We start from the raw sequence: 18,856 nt of genomic DNA, 5'->3' as shown, positions 1-18,856 counted from the left end.
CAATTGGAACCGATATAAATACCTATTTTCCCATCTTCCACTGTACAAGCCTAAGCTTAAAATAACATGAGAAAGTTCCCCGTGCCATAAAAAAACCTGAAAAAGGAGAGTTACTTTCCTTTTCAGGTCGATTCGGTGAAGTTTTTAGCCGCCGCTCAGCAGCCGTTGAAGCTCGCGCCGGACTCTCTCGGGGAACGTCAACAGCGATTCGCCGGGCGCGATCTGGTCGCCGGCCGCCCCGGTTGAAGCCGCGTCGGTCGGCTGCCCTCCGCCGGCGGAGCGGACCGCCGCGTTCACGTCGACGAGCCCGTAGCCGAAGTCGACGTCCTTGCCGGGATTCCCCAAATCCTTCGTCGTCCGCCGCATCAACTCCATGACCTCTTCGTTGCTCAAGGCCGGATTGGCCGAACGAATGAGCGACGCGAGAGCGGCGACATGCGGGCTGGCCATGGACGTGCCGGACAACGCCGCGTACCGGCTTCCCGGATACGTGCTGGCGATCGACGTGCCGGGGGCGGCGACGTCGATGTAGTCCCCGTAATTCGAATATTCCGCCTTGGATTCGTCCGCGTTGGTGGCGGCCACTGCGAACACTTCCGGATAAGCCGCCGGGAAGCCGGGCTGGTCCGTATTGTCGTTGCCGCTGGCGGCGACCAGCACCACCCCGTGATCGTAGGCGTATTTGACCGCGTCGTGGAGGAACTCGGCCTGGGCGTAGTTGCCCAGACTCATGTTGATGACGTCCGCCCCGTGATCGGTCGCCCAGATGATGCCCTCGGCCACCGAATAGGTCGTGCCGGCTCCGCTGCTGTCGAGAGCCTTGACCGGCATGATCTTCGTATACCACGTCATTCCGGCGATCCCCTCGTTATTGTTCACCTGAGCCGCTATGATGCCGGCCACGTGGGTGCCGTGCCCGACGTCGTCGTCGGGAGGCTTCGACGGATCGATAATGTTCGTCCCCTGAACGAGCCTTCCCTTCAGATCGGGGTGATCCGCCTGCACCCCGGTATCGACGATGGCCACGATCATGTCGTCCTTGCCTTTGGTGACGTTCCAGCCCTTCTCCGTGGCGATGTCCGGGAGATTCCACTGATACCTGCCGTACAGCGTGTCGTTGGGCTTGGCGACCGTCTGGCCGTCTCCTCCGATCTCGTTCGTCAGATACAGATAGTGGGGTTCGACGAATATCGGATTCCATTTGGCAAAATGGTTCTTCAGCTCGTTCATCGAGTACTTGCTGGACCGGAACAAGTACGTCTGCCCTCGGTGCCGGACGACCGTAAGACTGAGCTCCTTGCGAAGAGCCAGAAGCTCGGCCGGCTTCAGCGGCTGGCGGAATTTGACGACGACCTCGTCCACGGCGTAGTGGCTCGCGTTGCCGTTGTCTTCGCCGGTCCGAACCGTCTTGTCCTTGTTCGTTCCCGGCACGACGGACTCGACGCGGTACCGGCCCTCGGCCGGGTAAGGGACGAGGCGCATGTTCCGGCGCTGATGGCGCTCGACTTCCTCCACGACGTCCGTGCTGACGAGCGCCGTGACGCCGTCGCCGCGCTTGTAATCGGGCATGGCCAGAACGAAGTGGGTCTTGCCGCCGTACTTGAACGAAGGCGATTCGTAGGGCATTCCGCGCTTCAGCGATTCGCGGGCTCGCCCGAGCTCCTTGGCCGCCGTTCGCAGCAGCTCCTTCGGAGCTTCGCCCGCGTTGACCGTCCTGCCTCCCGACGTCCAGGAGACGGTGACCATATGAGGATGTTCCTTGACGGCCTGCTTCAGGTGAAGGGCCTTCTCGCCGTCCTTGATCGACTTGTGCTCCAGCATGAACCGGGACATGTCACGGGAGCAGTCGAGCCGGCACAGCTTCTCCGTCGCTTCCATGTCGCGCCGGACGGCGTGATGCTTGGAGAACGTCTCCTGCTTGACCGAGAGCGGCTTCCCGGGCGATACCGAATACGTCCGGGGCGCCGGAGCCGCGGGGGACGGAGACTTGGCGACTCTTGGCGGCGCGACGACGGGAACGATGAACAGAGCGACGGCTACCGTGAACAGCAGCCCGATAATCGCATTGCGGCGCAACCGGCCGACCTCCTTTTGCGTAACCCATTATGATAAGATGCATTAGGTTTAGCTTGAGGCGGACGGGCAAAATTATACGGGACTTTTTCGGCCTTGCCAGTACCGTTTCCAGTCGATTTGTGGTACGATGAGTTTGATTTTCGCCGCTTTCGCAGCAGCGACGCTTTGCGATGTTCGAAATTCGAGATGACGGCGCTTTCGTCGAAGCGAGAAGCTCTCGGCGCGGAACCCGACTCGAGCACGCTTGTGGACAATGAAAGGGGAAAGCTATTTATGCCAACCGCCAACGTGAAGGCGATTGCCGAATCCAGCAAGGACAAATTGAAGACGGCTATTGTGGAACTGGAGAAATTTCTGAACGGGCACGCGCTCCCGCAGCTGACGAACGAAGAATCGTCCGAAGAATCGATCGCCGTTCATGCCGGGCTGCTCTCCGACTTGAGGCATCTGCTCGTGTTCTCGGAGGTCGCTTACGAGAAGCTCGGCGCCATTCTGCGCAGGCCGAATTTCGATCTTGAACTCGCGGAGCGCACGTTGTACGAAGTGTACCATCATTGCGTGAACGCGTTCTTCTATCCGAAGAACGAAGGATATTCGGAAGACGGGCGGTACGCCTACACCGGACAAGACGCCATTCGCTTCCGGGCGAAGCCGGTTCGCGCGGTCCGCGACGTCGTTCTGAACATCTCCCGGGTGTACGAGGAGCTGCGCGACGACCTGTCTTATTACGAGAGCGAATATTTGACCCAACGCCGGATGTTGGGCCAATCCAAATAAGGTAGTCCCTGCGGGTCTCCCTCCAACCTCCACCCCCCGATTAAGCATACCGCCTCCGGCGGTGCGCACACTACGATCGGGGGGTGATTGGTTCATGCCGCAAGGAGTCGCTTGCAGCGTCAGCAACTGCTCGTATTGGGGGGAAGGGAACCGCTGCGCCGCCCAGGAGATCGCGATCGAGATCGACGCGCATTCCGCCCGGGGAACGGGCGGGGAGGAGTTCGCGGACGAATTGTTCGGCGGCCATCGGGACTCGGCCGACCGTTCTTCGACCACCTGCTGCCTGACTTTCCGGCCGAAGGACCGGGAATAGGCGAGGGCGGGCTCGCTCTTCGGGCCGCAAGAACCCGGAAGCGGCCGGAACGATCGGAAGACGGGACTTTTCGCGCCGATGGACTTGTTGTACAATGGTAGGGATGGTACAACGATCCGGGAGCGATTAGGACATGACCGATATGAGAGTGACCATGGATCCGCGCGTCATGAAGGAATTGCTCTTGTCGCAGTTCCTGTCTGGCATCGATCCCTTCGGCGGCGCGAACGATGTCGCTTCGGCGGACGAAGGCGGCGGAGTATTCGCCCAATTGCTCGGCGGCCTGCTGGATTCGTCGGCCGATCCGCTCGGTTCGGGCTTCGGAGACGGGATGTCGTCCGTTCCCGGAACGGGATCGGGATGGACCGGAATTTCCGGGATGACGGGATTGGCCGGATTGTCCGGAACGTCGGGATTGGCCGGATTGTCCGGAACGTCGGGATTGTCCGGAATGTCGGGCTGGACCGGCTTGACGGGCTTATCCTCGATCGCGGGGCATTCGGGGTTAACGGGATTGGCGGCCGATACCGGCGCGACTTCCGCTTACGACGGGTTGATCGCCGCGGCTTCGGCGAGATACGGAGTCGACCCGGCGTTAATCAAAGGCGTTATACAATCGGAATCCTCCTTCCGGCCGGACGCCGTATCCTCGGCCGGCGCCAAAGGCCTTATGCAGCTAATGGACGGCACCGCCAGAGGGCTGGGCGTGACCGACTCGTTCGATCCGGCCCAGAACATCGATGCGGGCACCCGGTATTTATCGTTCCTGCTTCGCAAGTACGACGGCAACGAAGCGACCGCTCTCGCCGCTTACAACGCGGGTCCGGGAACGATCGACCGCCTCGGCTTGCGCACGAACGAAGACGTCGTCGCCCGCCAATCCGAGCTTCCCTCCGAGACGCAGGCTTATGTGCGGAAGGTGCTTGAAGCGCGGTTGGCTTGGACTTCTTCGCTATAGAGAAGCCCCGGGAATCCCCGGGATCGCGCATACGAACGACCGGATCAAAGCGGATGAAGATCTTGCTTTGATCTTTTTATTGTATCGGGGTTACGCAATCGAAGGCCGATTCGGGCCGTGACAGGAGGATGAAGGTGAAGACGCTTTATTTCGATCATTGCGCCTCGACGCCTCCTTACGAGCAAGTGGTAAGGACCGTCGGCGAGCTGATGAATCTCCATTACGCCAATTCGGGGGCGATTCATCGCGCCGGCGCGGAAGCGATGAAGCTCGTGGAGCGGGCCCATGCTTCCGTGGCCGCCGCTTGCGGGGCGAAGCCGGAGGAGGTCGTGTTCACGTCGGGCGGAACGGAGAGCAACAATCTGGCCATCAAGGGAACGATCCTGGCTTCCTCCCGCCGGGGAACCAAACATATGATTACGACGTCTATCGAGCATTCTTCGGTGCACGGCGTCGCCAAGCAGCTCGAGCGGATGGGCGTCGAAGTGACGTTCGTTCGGCCGGACGCGTCGGGCCGGGTGTCGGCGGAGGATATCGCGGCGGCCCTGCGCCCGGAGACGGTCCTCGTCAGCGTCATGCACGTCAACAACGAGACGGGAGCCATTCAGCCGATCCGGGAGATCGGGCGGCTGTTGTCCGTCTATCCGCAGACGCGCTTCCACGTCGACGGCGTCCAAGCCGTCGGCAAGCTCGAGCTGGATTGGGCTTCCTCGGGCGTCGATCTCTACTCGGCCTCGTCCCATAAGTTCCGCGGGCCGAAGGGGGCCGGATTCCTGCTCGTCCGCGAAGGAGTGAGGCTCGAGCCTCTGCTGGCGGGAGGCGGGCAGGAGGACGGCGTCCGCAGCGGCACGCACAACGTGCCGGGCATCGTCGGCACGGCTCAAGCGCTCCGCCTGGCGACGGAGACGAGGGAGGAGCGCGCGGCGAAGATGCACGGGCTGCGCCGGATGCTGATCGGATTGCTGCAGGACATGCCCGAGCTGGTGCTGAACGCGGCGGGCGACGAGAGCGTCTCGGCGCCTCACGTCGTCAACGTATCCTATCCGGGCATGCGGCCCGAGGTGCTGGTGCACATGCTGGAGAAGCACGGCATTCTCGTCTCCACCCAATCGGCCTGCTCCTCCAAGAGCTTGAAGCCGAGCCGGGTGCTGCTGGCGATGGGACTGGACGAAGCCCGGGCTTCGGGAAGCATCCGGATCAGCTTCGGGGACGAACATACGGAGGAAGACATTCGGCTGCTGGCGGAGCGGCTGCGGCTCGCGATCTCGAAGCTGAAGCCGCTTGAGAGGAGTTAAAGATGATCTACGATCTGGTAGTAGTGAGATTAGGGGAAGTGACGATCAAGGGCCGGAACCGCAGCCGGTTCGAGGGCATGATGCTGGCGCGAATCCGGCAAGCCCTCGCCGCCGTGGAAGGCTTGGAGTACGAGAGAACGTACGGCCGTATCTATATCCGGCTGAACGGAGTCCGCTTCGAGGAAGTCGAGGAGCCGCTGAAGGACGTGTTCGGCATTCATTCGTTCAGCCCGGCCGTCCGCTCCGGACACGATCTGGAGGAGGTGCGGGCGGCCGCGCTGACCTTGATGAACGGACTTGAACCCGTTCCGCAGACATTCAAGGTGACGGTGCGGAGGGCCTGGAAGGGGTACCCTCACGATTCCCAGGAGATGAACCATCTCGTCGGCGCCCACGTGCTTCGCAACACGCCGGCTCTGAAGGTGGACGTTCACCATCCGGACGCGGAGCTTAAGGTAGACATTCAGCAAGAAGGAGTCTATCTCTCGTGCGCGGTCGTTCCGGGAGCGGGAGGGTTCCCGCTCGGCATGAACGGCAAGGCGATGCTCCTCTTGTCGGGAGGGATCGACAGCCCCGTGGCCGGCTGGATGGCGATGCGCAAAGGGCTCGAGATCGAAGCCGTGCACTTCCACAGCTATCCGTTCACGAGCCAGCAGGCGACCGACAAGGTGATCACGCTGACGCAGAGGCTGGCCCACTACGGCGGGAGAATCAAGCTCCATCTCGTGCCCTTCACCGAGCTTCAGACGAGAATGGTGCAGAGCGGGCATGAGCATCTGATTATCACGCTGATGCGCCGGACGATGCTCCGCATCGCCCAGAGGCTCGCGGAGAGAAGCGGGGCGCTGGCGATCGTGACCGGCGACAGCCTCGGCCAAGTGGCCAGCCAGACGCTCGGAAGCATGAACGTCATCGGCCGAACGATCGAGCTGCCGCTGCTTCGGCCGCTCGTCATGATGGACAAGCGGGAGATCATCCGCATCTCGGAGAGAATCGGGACGTACGAGACGTCGATCCTTCCGTTCGAAGATTGCTGCACGCTGTTCGTGCCCAAGTCGCCGGCGACGAATCCGAACCTGCGCATCGTGGAGAAGGTGGAGGCCGGCATCGGAGCCGAGCTGGAGAAGCTGATCGAGGAAGCGGTCCAAGGAACGGAGACGATGATCCTGACGACGGAAGGCCGGGCGGACCGAGCCGCGGCCGCGGCCGCCTCTGCCGAGCCTTCGGACGAGGACCGCTGGTTCTAAATCGCAGAACCCCGGCAATACCCGAACATAAAGAAGCCGCGAACCGCACCTTCGTGCGATTCGCGGCTTTTGCCGTTAACACGGGACCTTGCGCGCCGGGCTCTCACTTCTGAGGGAGCTTATCTCCGTTCAGCACGGAGGAAGCTGCCTTCGCCAACGCCTTCCTCTTCTTGAAGGCATTGGCCCACAGCCCGCCGACGACGACCGCCGCGGTCATAACGGCGATGAACGTCCAGCTAAGGACGGGATTGTCGTGGAAAATAGCGTCCAGCTTAGGCTCGTGCGTCACCATCTTGGCCGCCGTATAAGCGAGAACGGCCGAACCGATGTAGACGATCCAGGGGAAACGGTTCAGCAGCCGGACGAACAGCGTGCTTCCCCAGACGACGACCGGGATGCTGATGACGAGACCCATGATCACGAGCAGCTCGCTGCCGTGCGCCGCGCCGGCGACCGCGATCACGTTGTCCAACCCCATCGCCGCGTCGGCGATGACGATCGTGCGGACGGCTCCCCCGAGCGTCGTGCTCGCTTTGATGTCTTCGTGCTGCTCCTCCTGGACGAGAAGCTTGAAGGCGATCCATAAGAGAACGACTCCGCCTACCGCGAGCAGGAACGGGATCTTCAGCAGATAGACGATCAGCAGAGTGGCTACAACCCGTATGAGAACGGCTCCGCCGGTTCCGTACCAGATCGCCTTCTTCTGATGCTCCTTCGGCAGGTTCCTGGCGGCAAGGCCGATCACGATGGCGTTGTCGCCGGCGAGCAGGAGATCGATGAAGATAATGGTCAATAACGAGGTCAGAAATTCCAAACTGAAAATGTCCATGACGACTTCCCCCCAACTCCAATTCAATTGTTATACGCGCAAGTCGGAATAACGATTCAAAATTCGCGAAAAAAACTTTTGGCATATCCCCGGGGGCCTGTACATACATCTCATCTGAGGAGGTGGAGGCATGGGCATCGGAGAGAGCTTCATGATTTTTGCCGAGATCGTGCTGATCAATTTGCTGCTGAGCGGCGACAACGCGATCGTCATCGCGATGGCCGCGCGGCGCCTCTCCCCGGATCAGAGGCAAGCGGCCGTCTGGTGGGGGACGGCGGCGGCCGTGCTGCTCCGGTGCGTCCTGACGCTTGCGGCGGTGAAGCTGCTCGCGATTCCGTTTATGCAAACCGCCGGCGCCGCGCTTCTGTTCGGCATCGCGCTGAAGCTTCTGCTCGACGACCACGGGCATGCCGAGGGGGAGACGCGATCCGCCACGACGCTGTTCGGGGCGGTGTGGACGATCATCGTCGCGGACTTCGTCATGAGCCTGGACAACGTGCTGGCCGTCGCCGCCGTCGCCCGCGGGGATGTCGCGCTGCTTATGATCGGGATCGCGATGAGCATTCCGATCATGATCTGGGGCAGCTCCTTCATCCTGCGCGTTCTCGACCGCCTGCCGTTCCTCGTCTACATCGGCGGAGCGCTGCTCGCTTATGCCGCAGGCGAGATGCTCGTTCAGGATCCGGGGCTTAAACGCGCGATGCCGAACGTATCCGAGAACTTCGCGCACGCGGCTCCGTACGCCCTGGTGGCCTTGCTCATCGCGCTGGCCCTCCTGCTGAGGCGCCGCAAGCCCGGAGCCGTCCGGTAGACGGCCGCGCCACGCCTACTTTTTCTGCGGCGGAACTGGTTTTTTCTCGCGACTTCCATTAAACTTATAGAAAAAAGCCGCCGTCTTCGGCATTCGGCCGGTCGGCGTTCTGCGCAGGTAGTTTTATGCAGACCATAGATAAAGTGGGGGAGCGTCGTGAACAAGCAATCCGCCGCGGTCGGTGTTCTCATCTTGGCTGCGGGATTGGTCATTTTGCTCGGCAAGCTTGGGGTATTCGCTTTTATCGGATCCGTTTTCTGGCCGTTGTTCATCCTCATTCCGGGAGTTCTGCTGCACGTGCTGTTCTTCGGGCGCATGCTGCCGGCCGTCTCGCTGATTCCGGCGGGCATTCTGACCGTCGTGTCGGTGCTGCTCCTGATCGGCAACTGGTTCGACTGGAGCGTAATGAAGTACCTGTGGCCGTTCTTCCTTCTGGCTGTCTCGGTCGGCTTGTACGAATATTACACGTTCGGAGACGTCCGTTCCCGCGGCATCTGGACCGCTTCCATCGTCCTGGCGGTGCTGTCCGTGGCGCTGTTCGTCCTGACGCTTCTGTGGACGTGGGGCATCTACGTCGTGGCCGTCGTGCTGATCGCCCTGGGCGCCTGGCTCGTCATTCGCCGCCCGCGCTTCCGGTAATCTCGATTATCGCTTGATAATTAAGATTCGTGGCGTATAATAGAAGGGATGTAGGTGGAGAACGCCGACCTCGCGTCGGCGTTTTTCCGTGACACCGGATTTCGGGGTTCAAGCGGAACCGTTTTATGATTGGGCACAAGAAAAGCAAGGATCTCCCGGAAGAGTTTACGTCCAGCCTCTCGAGCCCCTTTGCTGCCTTCAAGTTCTATTCAAGCAATGGGATAAGAACAGGCGGCTGGAAGGAGATACCTGCCGCAACCTTAGCCCTTCATCATTCGTTCTCCGTTTAACCCTCATATAAAGATAGGAGTGGAAGCATGCATCCAAGAGATCGCATTCGCAATATCGCCATCATCGCGCACGTCGACCACGGCAAGACGACCCTCGTCGACCAGCTGCTGCGGCAATCCGGCACGTTCCGGGAGAACGAGCAGGTGCAGGAGCGCGCGATGGACTCCAACGACCTGGAGCGGGAGCGCGGTATTACGATTCTGGCCAAGAACACGGCCGTGCACTACAAAGACTACCTGATCAACATCGTCGACACCCCGGGGCACGCCGACTTCGGCGGCGAAGTCGAGCGGATCATGAAGATGGTCGACGGCGTCCTGCTCGTCGTCGACGCCTTCGAAGGCTGCATGCCGCAGACGAAGTTCGTCCTGCGGAAGGCGCTCGAAGCGGGCCTCACGCCGATCGTCGTCGTCAACAAGATCGACCGTCCGGCCGCGCGTCCCGCCGAAGTCATCGACGAAGTGCTCGAGCTGTTCATCGAGCTTGACGCGAACGACGACCAGCTCGACTTCCCGGTCGTCTACGCTTCGGGCCTCAACGGCATCGCCAGCCTCGATCCGAACGTGCTCGGCACGACGATGGAGCCGCTGTACGAGACGATCGTGGACAAGATTCCGCATCCGACGGAAGACACGGAAGCGCCGCTGCAGTTCCTCGTGACGCTGCTCGACTACAACGAATACCTGGGCCGCATCCCGATCGGCCGCGTCAACCGCGGCAAGATCCGCCAAGGCCAGCCGGTCGCCGTGCTCGACCGCGAAGGCAAGATCCGCCAGGCCCGCATCGAGAAGCTGTTCGGCTTCCAGGGGCTGAAGCGGGTCGAGATGGAGGAAGCCGCGGCGGGCGACATTATCGCCATCGCGGGCATCAAGGACGTCAACATCGGCGAGACCGTCGCCGATCCGGCGAACCCCGAAGCGCTGCCGGTGCTGAAGATCGACGAGCCGACGCTGCAGATGACGTTCCTCGTCAACAACAGCCCGTTCGCCGGCCGCGAAGGCAAGTTCGTCACGTCCCGCAAGCTGCGCGAGCGCCTGTTCAAGGAGCTCGAGACCGACGTCGCCCTGCGCGTCGACGAGACGGACAGCCCGGACGCCTTCATCGTAAGCGGACGCGGCGAGCTGCACCTCGGCATCCTGATCGAGAACATGCGCCGCGAAGGCTATGAGCTGCAAGTGTCGAAGCCGGAAGTCATCGTCCGCGAGATCGACGGCGTCAAGTCCGAGCCGATCGAACGGCTGCTGATCGACGTTCCGGAAGACAGCATGGGCGCCGTCATGGAGAGCCTCGGCACGCGCAAGGCCGAGATGGTCAACATGATCAACAACGGCAACGGCCAGATCCGCCTCGAGTTCCTCATTCCGGCGCGCGGCCTGATCGGCTACCGCACGAACTTCCTGACGCTGACGCGCGGCTACGGCGTCATGAACCACGCGTTCGACAGCTACGGCCCCGTCATCGGCGGCCAGGTCGGCGGACGCCACCAGGGCGTGCTGATCGCGAGCGAGACGGGAACGTCGACGTTCTACGGCATGATGAGCGTCGAAGACCGCGGCATCCTGTTCGTCGAGCCGGGCACGGAAGTGTACGAAGGCATGATCGTCGGCGAGCATACCCGCGACAACGACATCATCGTCAACATCTGCAAGGAGAAGGCGCTGACCAACGTTCGCTCCGCGACGAAGGAAGATACGGTCCGGCTTAAGACGCCGCGGCTCATGTCGATGGAAGAAGCGCTCGAATACTTGAACGACGACGAGTTGTGCGAGATTACGCCGAAGTCGATTCGCCTGCGCAAGAAGATCTTGAACAAGAGCGAACGCGACCGGTACGATAAACAGCGCAAGATGGCGGAGTCCGGCGTTTAACGCGCCGAGCTCCCCGGCCATCGGCGCTTAAGCCGAAGCGTAGGAGGGATTCCCGATGCAAGCGTGGTTCCACGATCATCCCGTTATTTCCTATCTGCTTATTCTCGCCTTTACGATCTACATCTTCAACGCCGTCTTCCGCATGGGCAGGCTTCCGATCCTGAAGGAAGTCATCGTCCACGTCATCATGGCCATCGGCTGTCTCGTTCTGCTGCTGCTGCAGCTGGACAAGCTGCCGATTATCCAATGCATGGCGGTAGCCGTCGTCATGATGCTGATGCTCCGCGCCCGCCAGCTGTACGACAAGCGGCGGGGCAAGGGCGGCGACAAGCCCGCGGGCCGCGCGGAGCCTCGCTGAAGCGGCGGGGCTAGGCCGCCGCGTCCGGACTTCGTCTATCAATCTACGGACGGATGGGGAGATGCCGATGCGACTGACCGACACTTTGTTCTATTGGCTGCAGACGAAGCTGATGACCGAGCGCCGTCCCGACGACGGGGCGGCCCGGGAATCGCTTCGCTACTTCGCGCAGATTTTGTCGGAAGACCACGGCTTGGCATCGATTGAAGTCGCCTCGCGCGACGAAGCGAAAATTTACGTCTCCTATACGGACCGGGAGAACAACGGGAAGACCGTCTGGTTCGACCGGGAAGCGGCCGAGCAGCTGTCGAACGATCTGTACGGCTTCGGCGGAGAACGAGACGACGAAGATTTCGAGGTGACTTAGATGAGCACGAGCGCGCCATTGCCGCCGCGATCCCGCGGCCCGGCCGCCAAGCCGGTCGCCAAAAAAACGAAGCGCCGCGCGCGCAGGGGACTGACCGTCCTCTTTACGATTCTCGCCATCATTATTATCGGATTGGGAAGCTACGCCGGCTACTTGTGGAAGGAAGCCAACGACGCGCTGGGCGACATCGCCATGCCGGGGGGAGATTCGAAGCCGATCCCGTCCGCGGAGCGCGCCCAGGTGAAGCCGATCTCCATGCTTCTGCTCGGAATGGACTACCGCAAGCAGACCGGAAGCATGAACACCGACGTCGTCATGGTCATCGCGATGAATCCGCAATCGAATACGGCGACCGTCGTCTCGGTCCCCCGGGACACGGACTTGCAGCTCAGCGGCTACAAGGAGCAGAAGGTGAACGCCTTCTACGCCGGCTTCCATCGGATCGCCCGGACGAAGGAAGGCTTGAAGGACGAGGCGGCTGACGCTTACGCCCGCGACAATACCCGGGAGATGATGGGCAAGTACTTCGACATCCCGATCGACTATACGGCCGTCCTCAACTTCCAAGGCTTCTCGGACGTGGTCGACGCCCTCGGCGGCATCGACGTATACGTGGACCAGGACATGAGATGGGTGGACAACGCCGACGGGACCGACATCAACTTGAAGAAGGGCGACCAGCATCTCGACGGGAAGAACGCGCTCGACTTCGTCCGCTACCGGAAGTCGAACCGCGGCACGGCCGCCTCCAGCGACTTCGACCGCAACGACCGGCAGAGCCGGGTGCTCGGGGCGATCGTGGACAAGATGAAGTCGTTCGGCAGCATTCCGAAGCTCGGCAACGTCATCTCGGCCGTCGGCGACAATATGCGAACCGACATTCCGAAGGCGCAGATCGAGAACATGCTGAAGGCGTATTACGATATTAACCGGGAGCAGATTCGCTTCATTCCGCTGGAAGGCGTCTGGAAGAGCCCGTTCGTCTATATCAACGACGATAAGCTCGAAGAGGCCAAGCGGGCGTTGGCGGAGGAGCTGACGCCGAACGGCCGCGCCTCGCAGCCGGAGGCTTCCTCCGAAGCTTCCGGAGCGTCCGGGGAGTGACCTCGCCCGATCCGAGGAGCGTCGCGAAGCTGTTCATGCTTGAAGGATGTTCGACACTTTGACGCTTGGAATCGGAATCGGCCCTATGCTATAATAGGGCCAACAATCCGACGGCCGGGGCCAGCCTGAAGGCAGAGCCTCGCGCGGCGAGGAGGATGGCGGATGGCGAAGACGATGGCGGCTCCTTCGGGATTCCGGTTCGGACGTATCGGCGGCGAGCTGCGGTTCGCGGAGCGAATTCGACGCGAATCGGCCTTCGCGTCCGCCCGTCTTCGTCCGTCCGAGGCCTCGGAGCGCGCGCCGCGCCGCGGCGCCGCCCCGATATGCCCGTTCGGACAAGATGATATGCCCATGAGAGAAGCCCAGTGATTTTCACTGGGCTTTTTTTGTTCTTTTCGGGCGGAGAAGCGTCGTCCGGCGTCGATTTCCGTGACCGCATTATCTGCCGGCGGAAGTGCCTCCGCGAGTCGTCCCGTGTTGGATCTGCGAAGAACGGACTCCCGCATGGCCGTCCGGGGAAGCCGGCGGAACGACGCTGCGCGGCATCTGCGGCACGAGCCGCCCGACGATATCGGCCAGCTCTTCCGCGAAACCCGCGATCGGGCGTCCTTGGCGGACGTCCTGACGGATCTCGCGAAGCCGCTGGGCCATGTCGACGTCGGCGGTCACGACGGCGTCGATGCCGTAAGGATCCTTGCGGAACGCTTCCGCGACCGCGTACTTGACGGTGCCGACGCGCGAGCGTTCCAGCGTAGGCTCGACGTCGATGCCGACGATCGCGTACTTGCCGAAGACGACGCAGTTGGCGCCGCGGACTCCCTTGACCCCTCTGGCCAGCTGCTCCAGATGAGCGGCGACTTCGCTCGGGTGGGCGATGGCCGTTCCGCCGTATTCCGGCCCCGGCGTCGCGCTCTGCACGTTAAGCCGGCCGTCCGCGGCGGGAGGAGGACTCGCCTGCCGCGTTCCGCAGCCGGAGGCGCCGAACGCCAGACCCGCGAGCAGAAGACCGGCGGCGAGACTAGGGCCCGTTTTTGCGATGTTCATGAGGATCACCATCCTGTTGTAAATTCTGCATGGAGGGGATGCCCGGAAAGCCGCCCGGAAAAGACGCGCTTTCGCCAGCAACCGTACAACCTGATCTCATTGTTCCCCGTCGTCAGCCTGCGATTCAGGAATGGTCAAATCGCCACAATCCGTCGAACCCGGGAGGGACAGCCGTTGAAAAAAATCTACGTGCTCGATACGAACGTGCTGCTGCACGATCCGATGGCCATGTTCTCCTTCGAAGAGAACGAGGTCGTCATTCCATCCGTGGTTCTGGAGGAGATCGACTCCAAGAAGAGGCTCGCCGACGAGATCGGGCGCAACGCCCGCTTCGTCTCGCGCGAGCTGGACCGGGTCCGCGAGGGCGGACACCTGCACAACGGGGTCGCGCTGGACAACGGCGGCGTCCTCAAGGTCGAATTGAATCATCGCCGGTTCGTACGCGTACAAGAGCTGTTCGGCGAGATGACCAACGACAACCGCATTCTGGCCGTCGCGCTGAATTACCATATCGAAGAACAGGAGAAGCCGGAGCCGAGACCCGTCATTCTCGTCAGCAAGGACGTCCTCGTGCGCGTCAAGGCCGACGTGCTCGGCATCACCGCCCAGGATTACTTGTCCGACCGCACGGTGTCGCCGTCCGACCAGTACACGGGCCATCTGACGCTGCACGTGCATCCGTCCGTCATCGACGAGTTCTACACGTACCGGTTCCTCGGGATCAACCATCTCGGCCTGAAGGTCAAGCTGCATCCGAACGAATTCGTCATCCTGCGCGACGAGCTCGGCACGAGCAAGTCGGCGCTGCTCAAGGTCAGCCAGGACGGCCAGCGGCTCGAACCGCTTCACTTAAGCAACGATCCGGTATGGGGGATCACGGCCCGCAACGCGCAGCAGCGCATGGCGCTCGAGCTGCTGCTAAGCGACGACGTTCCGCTCGTCACGCTGTCCGGCCGCGCCGGCACCGGGAAGACGCTGCTGACGCTGGCGGCGGGACTGATGAAGGTCGAGGACGAGCACAAGTACAAGAAGCTGCTGATCGCGCGGCCCGTCGTGCCGATGGGCAAGGACATCGGCTATCTGCCGGGAGAGAAGGAGGAGAAGCTGCGTCCGTGGATGCAGCCGATCTACGACAACCTGGAGTTTCTGTTCGATACGAAGAAGTCGGGGGATCTGGACAAAATTTTGATGGGCCTCGGAAGCATTCAGGTGGAGGCGCTGACGTACATTCGGGGGCGGTCCATTCCGGGGCAGTTCATTATTATCGACGAAGCGCAAAATTTAAGCCGGCACGAGGTGAAGACGATCGTCTCGCGCGTGGGGGAGAACAGCAAGATCGTGCTCCTCGGAGACCCGGAGCAGATCGACCATCCTTATCTGGACGCGCAGAGCAACGGACTCACCTATCTGATCGAGCAGTTCAAGGCGGAAGGGATAAGCGGGCATGTGACGCTGGAGAAGGGGGAGCGGTCGAAGCTGGCCCAATTGGCGGCGGAACGTCTGTAACCGGGGGGAAAAGGAGGCCCGGGGGCGCGGCCATAGCGCCCCGCATGGCCGGCGCGGCGCAACGGCGCTGCGCCATCGGAGTTGCCTAATCGGCGCTGCCGCAACCGACGCTATGGCAACCGACGCTATGGCAACCGACGCTATGGCAACCGAAGTTATGGCAATCGGCGTTGCCTAATCGGCGCTGCCGCAACCGAAGCTGCGGCGACCGACGCTGTCGCAGACGACGAGGCCGAAGCGCATAACCGCCTTAACCGTACCAGACGACGCCGCAGCCGTAGGCCTTCGCGACCCGCTCGACCCATTCGTCTTCCTTCCGTTCCACGCCGTGCCAGACCCGTTCGTTCTCCCGAACGGTAACGACCATATTCTCTTGCAGTTGCAGAAGGGCCGGGGCGGCTTCCGCTTCCGGCCCTTCCGCCGTCAGCCGGAAGTAGGCGACGTCCGGCCAGACCGTGTACGAACGGCCGTTCATCGTCTCGATGACGACGTCCTCGTACAGGCTCTCCCGCTGAAGCCCGTCCTCCGGGAGCAGCAGCAGCTCCAGCGTCTCGAAGCCGGCGTTATAGCGCCTAAGCAGCTCCTCGACGGGCGGAAGATCGTCCTCGGAGCCGAGAACGAGAAGCTCCTTGCGGCGGTCGAACAATTCGACGCGTTCGGCGATTCCTTTGACGATCTGGGCGTAATAGCCCGGCCGCTTGCCTTCCGGCAAATGCATCTCGACGGCGAGCTTTCGGATCATGGCGATTCCTCCTTGTGGCGGGCGCGAATTCGATTCCAGAAGCCTGAAGCGTTTACAAAAAAGACGCGACATTCCTCTTCGTTCCTGCTATCATGATAACCATCGATGATGGATTCGGCTAGAGTCCGGAAGGAAAGGAGGCTGCACGTGGGTCGTCGCAAAACGCTGCTCGTCGTTATCGTCCTCGGCTTGATGGCGCTGCTTCTGTCCCCGTGGACTTCGGCCCCGGTCGCCGTGCCGGAGCCGTCGGCTTCGCCGAACGAGCCGTCGGCCCCGACTCCGGCCGCGACGCTGCCCGCCGAGGAGGAGCCCGCCGAATTGAAGGCGGCCGTCGTCTCGGACGAGCCCGGGTTCGAGCTGCTGCGGGAGCAGGCGGAATCGCTGCGAAGCCGTCACCCCGACACCAGTGTAGAATGGGTTCGGATCGAACCCGACCGGGCCGATCTGGGCTTGGAGCTGCGCGACTACGCGCGCGAGGCCGACGTTCTCCTCGTGCCGAACGAGCGGGTGCGGGAGCTCGCCGTCGAAGGCTCGCTCTTGCCCGTCGACGCGGCGTTCGTCGGGGAAGCGTTGTCCGAGCAATTCAACGCCCTGGTCTCCCAGGTGAAGTGGAACGGGTACCTGTGGGGAGTGCCTCGAGACTTCGATCCCTACGTGATCGTATGGAACCGCAACGTGCTGGACGCGATCCGGGCGGCGGATGCCCCCGCCTTGTCGCCGCCTCTCGGCCTGCCGCAATGGCAGAGCCTGCCCCGGCTGCTCGCGGACAAGGGGCTGATCGCCTCGTGGCTCGCCATCGACGGCTCCGACCCGCTGGCCTTCCTCGCCTGGCTCGGCGCCGTCACCGGAGGCCGCCAGGACGCCCTCTTCGACCGGACGGAAGAGAGCTGGAACGGCGAGGGGTTCGACCGGGCGATGGAACTGCTCTCCGGCGAGAGGGTCGGGCTGTCGCTGACGAAGCCGGACGGCTCGTTCTGGCCGGCGTTCGCGGCCGGGAAGTACGCCGCGGCCGTCGTCCGGGAATCCGCCGCGGCGAAGGGGCTGTCCGAGCTGCCGGCTTCCGCGGCGGCCGCCTTGTCGGTCGACCGGTCGTTCTGGGACTCCGCGTTCGTCTGGCCTTCCGGCACGAGCTTCGTCGTCTCCTCCGGGACGGAACACGAAGAGGCGGCCCGTTCGTGGATCGCCGAGATGACGGAAGCGGCCAACCAGCTGCAAACGTACGAGGAGACCGGTCGCCTGCCCGTCTACCGCTCGTTGTACGAACGCTTGACGGGCCATCCGCCCGACTTGGCGTCGGCCGGCGTCCGTTCGTTCCCGAATCAGCCCCCGCTCGCCGCCGAGCCCGGATTGTCCGGGCAGCTGGAGAGGCTTGGAGCGCTGTGGAAGGATTGGATGGAAGGCCGCCTGTCGCTGGAGGAGTGGAAGAGGCGTTGGCGCTCTTCACTTGCCGATGCGCAGGCGGACGACTAGCCGTCCGGGCTCCAGGCTGACGGAGTCCGCCTTGATGTACTTGATCAGCTGCTGAGGGTAGAAGCCGAGGTCGAACTCTCTCTCGAGGTCGGCCCGGGTCGTGTCCGGCAGCTCCAAGCCGTTGAACACGAGCTTGTCGATATGGAAGACGATCGCGTTCTGCGGCTCGTTCTCAACCGTATAATGCCCTTCGATGCCGACCTGGATGTCGCCGTTGCTGCCCTCCACCTTGAGTACGTCCGTGCCGAAGGAGATGGCGAACTGCTTCAGCCTCTCGTCCTGGCTTCTCAGGAATTCGTTCAATTGCCCGTCGGTAATCGTCAGCGTCGTCTTCAGCCCGCTCGTCTTGAGGGTATCCGGATGCTCCTGAATCCATTCCGGCAGCTTATCCATCGCCTTCGCGAGCGAGTTGAAGTGCTGCTTGACTTCATAGAGGCCGACGTTGCGCCAATAGGCCTCCATCTCGTCCATGAGCCGCTTCAGCTTCTCGGCTTCGCCGCTCGCGGTCAGAGCCTCGTCCAGTTCCTTCCGCAAGGCGATAACCCTCTCGCGCTGGGCCCGCAAGTCGCTCTCGACCCGGGCGAGCTCCGTCCGGTTGCGGGACAGCGTGTCATAACCCTTCTTGATGCTCTTGTATTCCTTATCGTATCGGTCCATCGTCTCGCGGTCGGAGCGGACGACGAGGTCCATCATCTCCCATGTGCGCAGCAATTCCTTCATGGACTTCGAATTCAGGAGCGCGGACCACATCGCGTCCTTCTGGCCCATATAATAGGAACGAAGGACGCGTCCGGCCCGCTCGCGCTGCGCGGCGATGGCGATCTCCTGTTCGGCCAGCCGCTTCTCGGTCTTGGCCATCTCGTCCTGGGTGGCTTCGCGAAGCCCGGAGATCCGCTCGATCTCGCGGTCGATCTCGACGGCCGAGAGGCTCTTCTCCAGCAGCCGTCTCGTCTCCTCGTCCACTCCCGAAGCCGTCGGGTCGGCGTAGACCGGGTTCGACAGAGCCCCGGCGCGCGAGAGGGCGAGCAGCAGCAAGAGCGCGATCCAGCCCATGGCGGATATACGGCGGCGCGTCATCGGGTCTCCTCCCTCCGTCCGGACAAGCGTCGCGGTAATCCAGTCTATGATTCGCTCCGCGCTATCATGCTTCCAAGCTATTAT

At 62.3% G+C, this 18,856-nt stretch carries 19 protein-coding genes; 14 read left to right on the top strand and 5 right to left on the bottom strand.

The annotated features are described in order from the left end of the window. Positions 1-144: 144 nt before the first annotated feature. Positions 145-2,076 carry a S8 family peptidase gene (locus tag H7B90_RS29035; RefSeq protein WP_185139398.1) on the bottom strand — a complete coding sequence of 644 codons (1,932 nt, stop codon included), beginning with the start codon at positions 2,074-2,076 and terminating at the stop codon, positions 145-147. Between the two features lie 273 nt (positions 2,077-2,349). Between H7B90_RS29035 and H7B90_RS29030 the strand changes: the two genes are divergently transcribed. The 5 genes from H7B90_RS29030 to thiI all read left to right on the top strand — a co-directional run bounded on the left by H7B90_RS29030 (position 2,350) and on the right by thiI (position 6,666). Then, on the top strand, positions 2,350-2,853 hold the full coding sequence (locus H7B90_RS29030) for a DUF3907 family protein (RefSeq protein ID WP_185139397.1): 504 nt from the start codon (positions 2,350-2,352) through the stop codon (positions 2,851-2,853). A 94-nt stretch (positions 2,854-2,947) separates the two neighbouring features. Further along, a complete protein-coding gene (locus H7B90_RS29025; RefSeq protein ID WP_185139396.1) occupies positions 2,948-3,166 on the top strand; it encodes a DUF1540 domain-containing protein in 219 nt (72 codons plus the stop codon). Between the two features lie 133 nt (positions 3,167-3,299). Next, entirely contained in the window at positions 3,300-4,124 is an 825-nt protein-coding gene (locus H7B90_RS29020) for a lytic transglycosylase domain-containing protein (RefSeq protein ID WP_260411305.1), read from the top strand. 128 nt (positions 4,125-4,252) lie between these two features. Further along, positions 4,253-5,419 carry a cysteine desulfurase family protein gene (locus H7B90_RS29015; RefSeq protein WP_185139395.1) on the top strand — a complete coding sequence of 389 codons (1,167 nt, stop codon included), beginning with the start codon at positions 4,253-4,255 and terminating at the stop codon, positions 5,417-5,419. Positions 5,420-5,421: 2 nt separating this feature from the next. Next, a complete protein-coding gene (thiI, locus tag H7B90_RS29010; protein ID WP_185139394.1) occupies positions 5,422-6,666 on the top strand; it encodes a tRNA uracil 4-sulfurtransferase ThiI in 1,245 nt (414 codons plus the stop codon). A gap of 103 nt (positions 6,667-6,769) precedes the next feature. Here the strand turns inward: thiI and H7B90_RS29005 are convergent, their stop codons facing one another. Continuing rightward, positions 6,770-7,495, bottom strand: a complete 726-nt coding sequence (locus tag H7B90_RS29005; protein ID WP_185139393.1) for a TerC family protein — start codon at positions 7,493-7,495, stop codon at positions 6,770-6,772. A 130-nt stretch (positions 7,496-7,625) separates the two neighbouring features. Between H7B90_RS29005 and H7B90_RS29000 the strand changes: the two genes are divergently transcribed. The 7 genes from H7B90_RS29000 (at position 7,626) to H7B90_RS28970 (ending at position 13,302) form a co-directional block, all read left to right on the top strand. Further along, positions 7,626-8,306, top strand: a complete 681-nt coding sequence (locus tag H7B90_RS29000; RefSeq protein ID WP_185139392.1) for a TerC family protein — start codon at positions 7,626-7,628, stop codon at positions 8,304-8,306. Positions 8,307-8,462: 156 nt separating this feature from the next. Next, positions 8,463-8,945 (top strand): hypothetical protein, encoded by a 483-nt coding sequence (locus H7B90_RS28995; RefSeq protein ID WP_185139391.1) that lies wholly within the window; start codon positions 8,463-8,465, stop codon positions 8,943-8,945. A 317-nt stretch (positions 8,946-9,262) separates the two neighbouring features. After that, on the top strand, positions 9,263-11,104 hold the full coding sequence (gene typA, locus H7B90_RS28990; protein ID WP_185139390.1) for a translational GTPase TypA: 1,842 nt from the start codon (positions 9,263-9,265) through the stop codon (positions 11,102-11,104). A gap of 55 nt (positions 11,105-11,159) precedes the next feature. Beyond that, positions 11,160-11,462, top strand: a complete 303-nt coding sequence (locus H7B90_RS28985; RefSeq protein WP_185139389.1) for a YlaH-like family protein — start codon at positions 11,160-11,162, stop codon at positions 11,460-11,462. Between the two features lie 67 nt (positions 11,463-11,529). Beyond that, positions 11,530-11,829, top strand: a complete 300-nt coding sequence (locus H7B90_RS28980) for a hypothetical protein (protein WP_185139388.1) — start codon at positions 11,530-11,532, stop codon at positions 11,827-11,829. Next, a complete protein-coding gene (locus H7B90_RS28975; protein ID WP_185139387.1) occupies positions 11,830-12,933 on the top strand; it encodes an LCP family protein in 1,104 nt (367 codons plus the stop codon). Positions 12,934-13,095: 162 nt separating this feature from the next. Further along, positions 13,096-13,302: a hypothetical protein gene (locus H7B90_RS28970; protein WP_185139386.1), complete on the top strand. Its 207-nt coding sequence runs from the start codon at positions 13,096-13,098 to the stop codon at positions 13,300-13,302. A 69-nt stretch (positions 13,303-13,371) separates the two neighbouring features. On the opposite strand, the gene H7B90_RS28965 is transcribed toward H7B90_RS28970, so the two are convergent. Beyond that, positions 13,372-13,977, bottom strand: coding sequence for a YhcN/YlaJ family sporulation lipoprotein (locus H7B90_RS28965; protein WP_185139385.1), 606 nt, complete (start codon positions 13,975-13,977; stop codon positions 13,372-13,374). Positions 13,978-14,151: 174 nt separating this feature from the next. On the opposite strand from H7B90_RS28965, the gene H7B90_RS28960 reads away from it, so the two are divergent. After that, the gene (locus H7B90_RS28960) at positions 14,152-15,483 is read left to right on the top strand and encodes a PhoH family protein (protein WP_185139384.1); all 1,332 of its coding nucleotides are present in this window, start codon (positions 14,152-14,154) and stop codon (positions 15,481-15,483) included. Between the two features lie 250 nt (positions 15,484-15,733). On the opposite strand, the gene H7B90_RS28955 is transcribed toward H7B90_RS28960, so the two are convergent. After that, positions 15,734-16,225, bottom strand: coding sequence for a hypothetical protein (locus H7B90_RS28955; RefSeq protein WP_185139383.1), 492 nt, complete (start codon positions 16,223-16,225; stop codon positions 15,734-15,736). A 147-nt stretch (positions 16,226-16,372) separates the two neighbouring features. On the opposite strand from H7B90_RS28955, the gene H7B90_RS28950 reads away from it, so the two are divergent. Continuing rightward, positions 16,373-17,695, top strand: coding sequence for an extracellular solute-binding protein (locus tag H7B90_RS28950; RefSeq protein WP_185139382.1), 1,323 nt, complete (start codon positions 16,373-16,375; stop codon positions 17,693-17,695). Here the strand turns inward: H7B90_RS28950 and H7B90_RS28945 are convergent. After that, positions 17,666-18,772: a coiled-coil domain-containing protein gene (locus H7B90_RS28945; RefSeq protein ID WP_185139381.1), complete on the bottom strand. Its 1,107-nt coding sequence runs from the start codon at positions 18,770-18,772 to the stop codon at positions 17,666-17,668. The two genes, H7B90_RS28950 and H7B90_RS28945, sit on opposite strands and share 30 nt — an antisense overlap. Between the last annotated feature and the right edge of the window lie 84 nt (positions 18,773-18,856).

Origin of the sequence: Cohnella xylanilytica (genome assembly GCF_014212175.1) — a bacterium.
Classification (GTDB): Bacteria; Bacillota; Bacilli; order Paenibacillales; family Paenibacillaceae; genus Cohnella; species Cohnella xylanilytica.
Note: the sequence above shows the minus strand (reverse complement) of the source record. Positions and strands in the feature narration are given on the sequence as shown.

What these genes read in the sequence shown, in the direction of transcription:
- H7B90_RS29030 (WP_185139397.1), top strand. Translation starts at nt 2,350, where the DNA reads ATGCCAACCGCCAACGTGAAGGCGATTGCCGAATCCAGCAAGGACAAA.
- H7B90_RS29025 (WP_185139396.1), top strand. Translation starts at nt 2,948, where the DNA reads ATGCCGCAAGGAGTCGCTTGCAGCGTCAGCAACTGCTCGTATTGGGGG.
- H7B90_RS29020 (WP_260411305.1), top strand. Translation starts at nt 3,300, where the DNA reads ATGACCGATATGAGAGTGACCATGGATCCGCGCGTCATGAAGGAATTG.
- H7B90_RS29015 (WP_185139395.1), top strand. Translation starts at nt 4,253, where the DNA reads ATGAAGGTGAAGACGCTTTATTTCGATCATTGCGCCTCGACGCCTCCT.
- thiI (WP_185139394.1), top strand. Translation starts at nt 5,422, where the DNA reads ATGATCTACGATCTGGTAGTAGTGAGATTAGGGGAAGTGACGATCAAG.
- H7B90_RS29005 (WP_185139393.1), bottom strand. Translation starts at nt 7,495, where the DNA reads ATGGACATTTTCAGTTTGGAATTTCTGACCTCGTTATTGACCATTATC.
- H7B90_RS29000 (WP_185139392.1), top strand. Translation starts at nt 7,626, where the DNA reads ATGGGCATCGGAGAGAGCTTCATGATTTTTGCCGAGATCGTGCTGATC.
- typA (WP_185139390.1), top strand. Translation starts at nt 9,263, where the DNA reads ATGCATCCAAGAGATCGCATTCGCAATATCGCCATCATCGCGCACGTC.
- H7B90_RS28985 (WP_185139389.1), top strand. Translation starts at nt 11,160, where the DNA reads ATGCAAGCGTGGTTCCACGATCATCCCGTTATTTCCTATCTGCTTATT.
- H7B90_RS28980 (WP_185139388.1), top strand. Translation starts at nt 11,530, where the DNA reads ATGCGACTGACCGACACTTTGTTCTATTGGCTGCAGACGAAGCTGATG.
- H7B90_RS28975 (WP_185139387.1), top strand. Translation starts at nt 11,830, where the DNA reads ATGAGCACGAGCGCGCCATTGCCGCCGCGATCCCGCGGCCCGGCCGCC.
- H7B90_RS28970 (WP_185139386.1), top strand. Translation starts at nt 13,096, where the DNA reads ATGGCGAAGACGATGGCGGCTCCTTCGGGATTCCGGTTCGGACGTATC.
- H7B90_RS28965 (WP_185139385.1), bottom strand. Translation starts at nt 13,977, where the DNA reads ATGAACATCGCAAAAACGGGCCCTAGTCTCGCCGCCGGTCTTCTGCTC.
- H7B90_RS28955 (WP_185139383.1), bottom strand. Translation starts at nt 16,225, where the DNA reads ATGATCCGAAAGCTCGCCGTCGAGATGCATTTGCCGGAAGGCAAGCGG.
- H7B90_RS28945 (WP_185139381.1), bottom strand. Translation starts at nt 18,772, where the DNA reads ATGACGCGCCGCCGTATATCCGCCATGGGCTGGATCGCGCTCTTGCTG.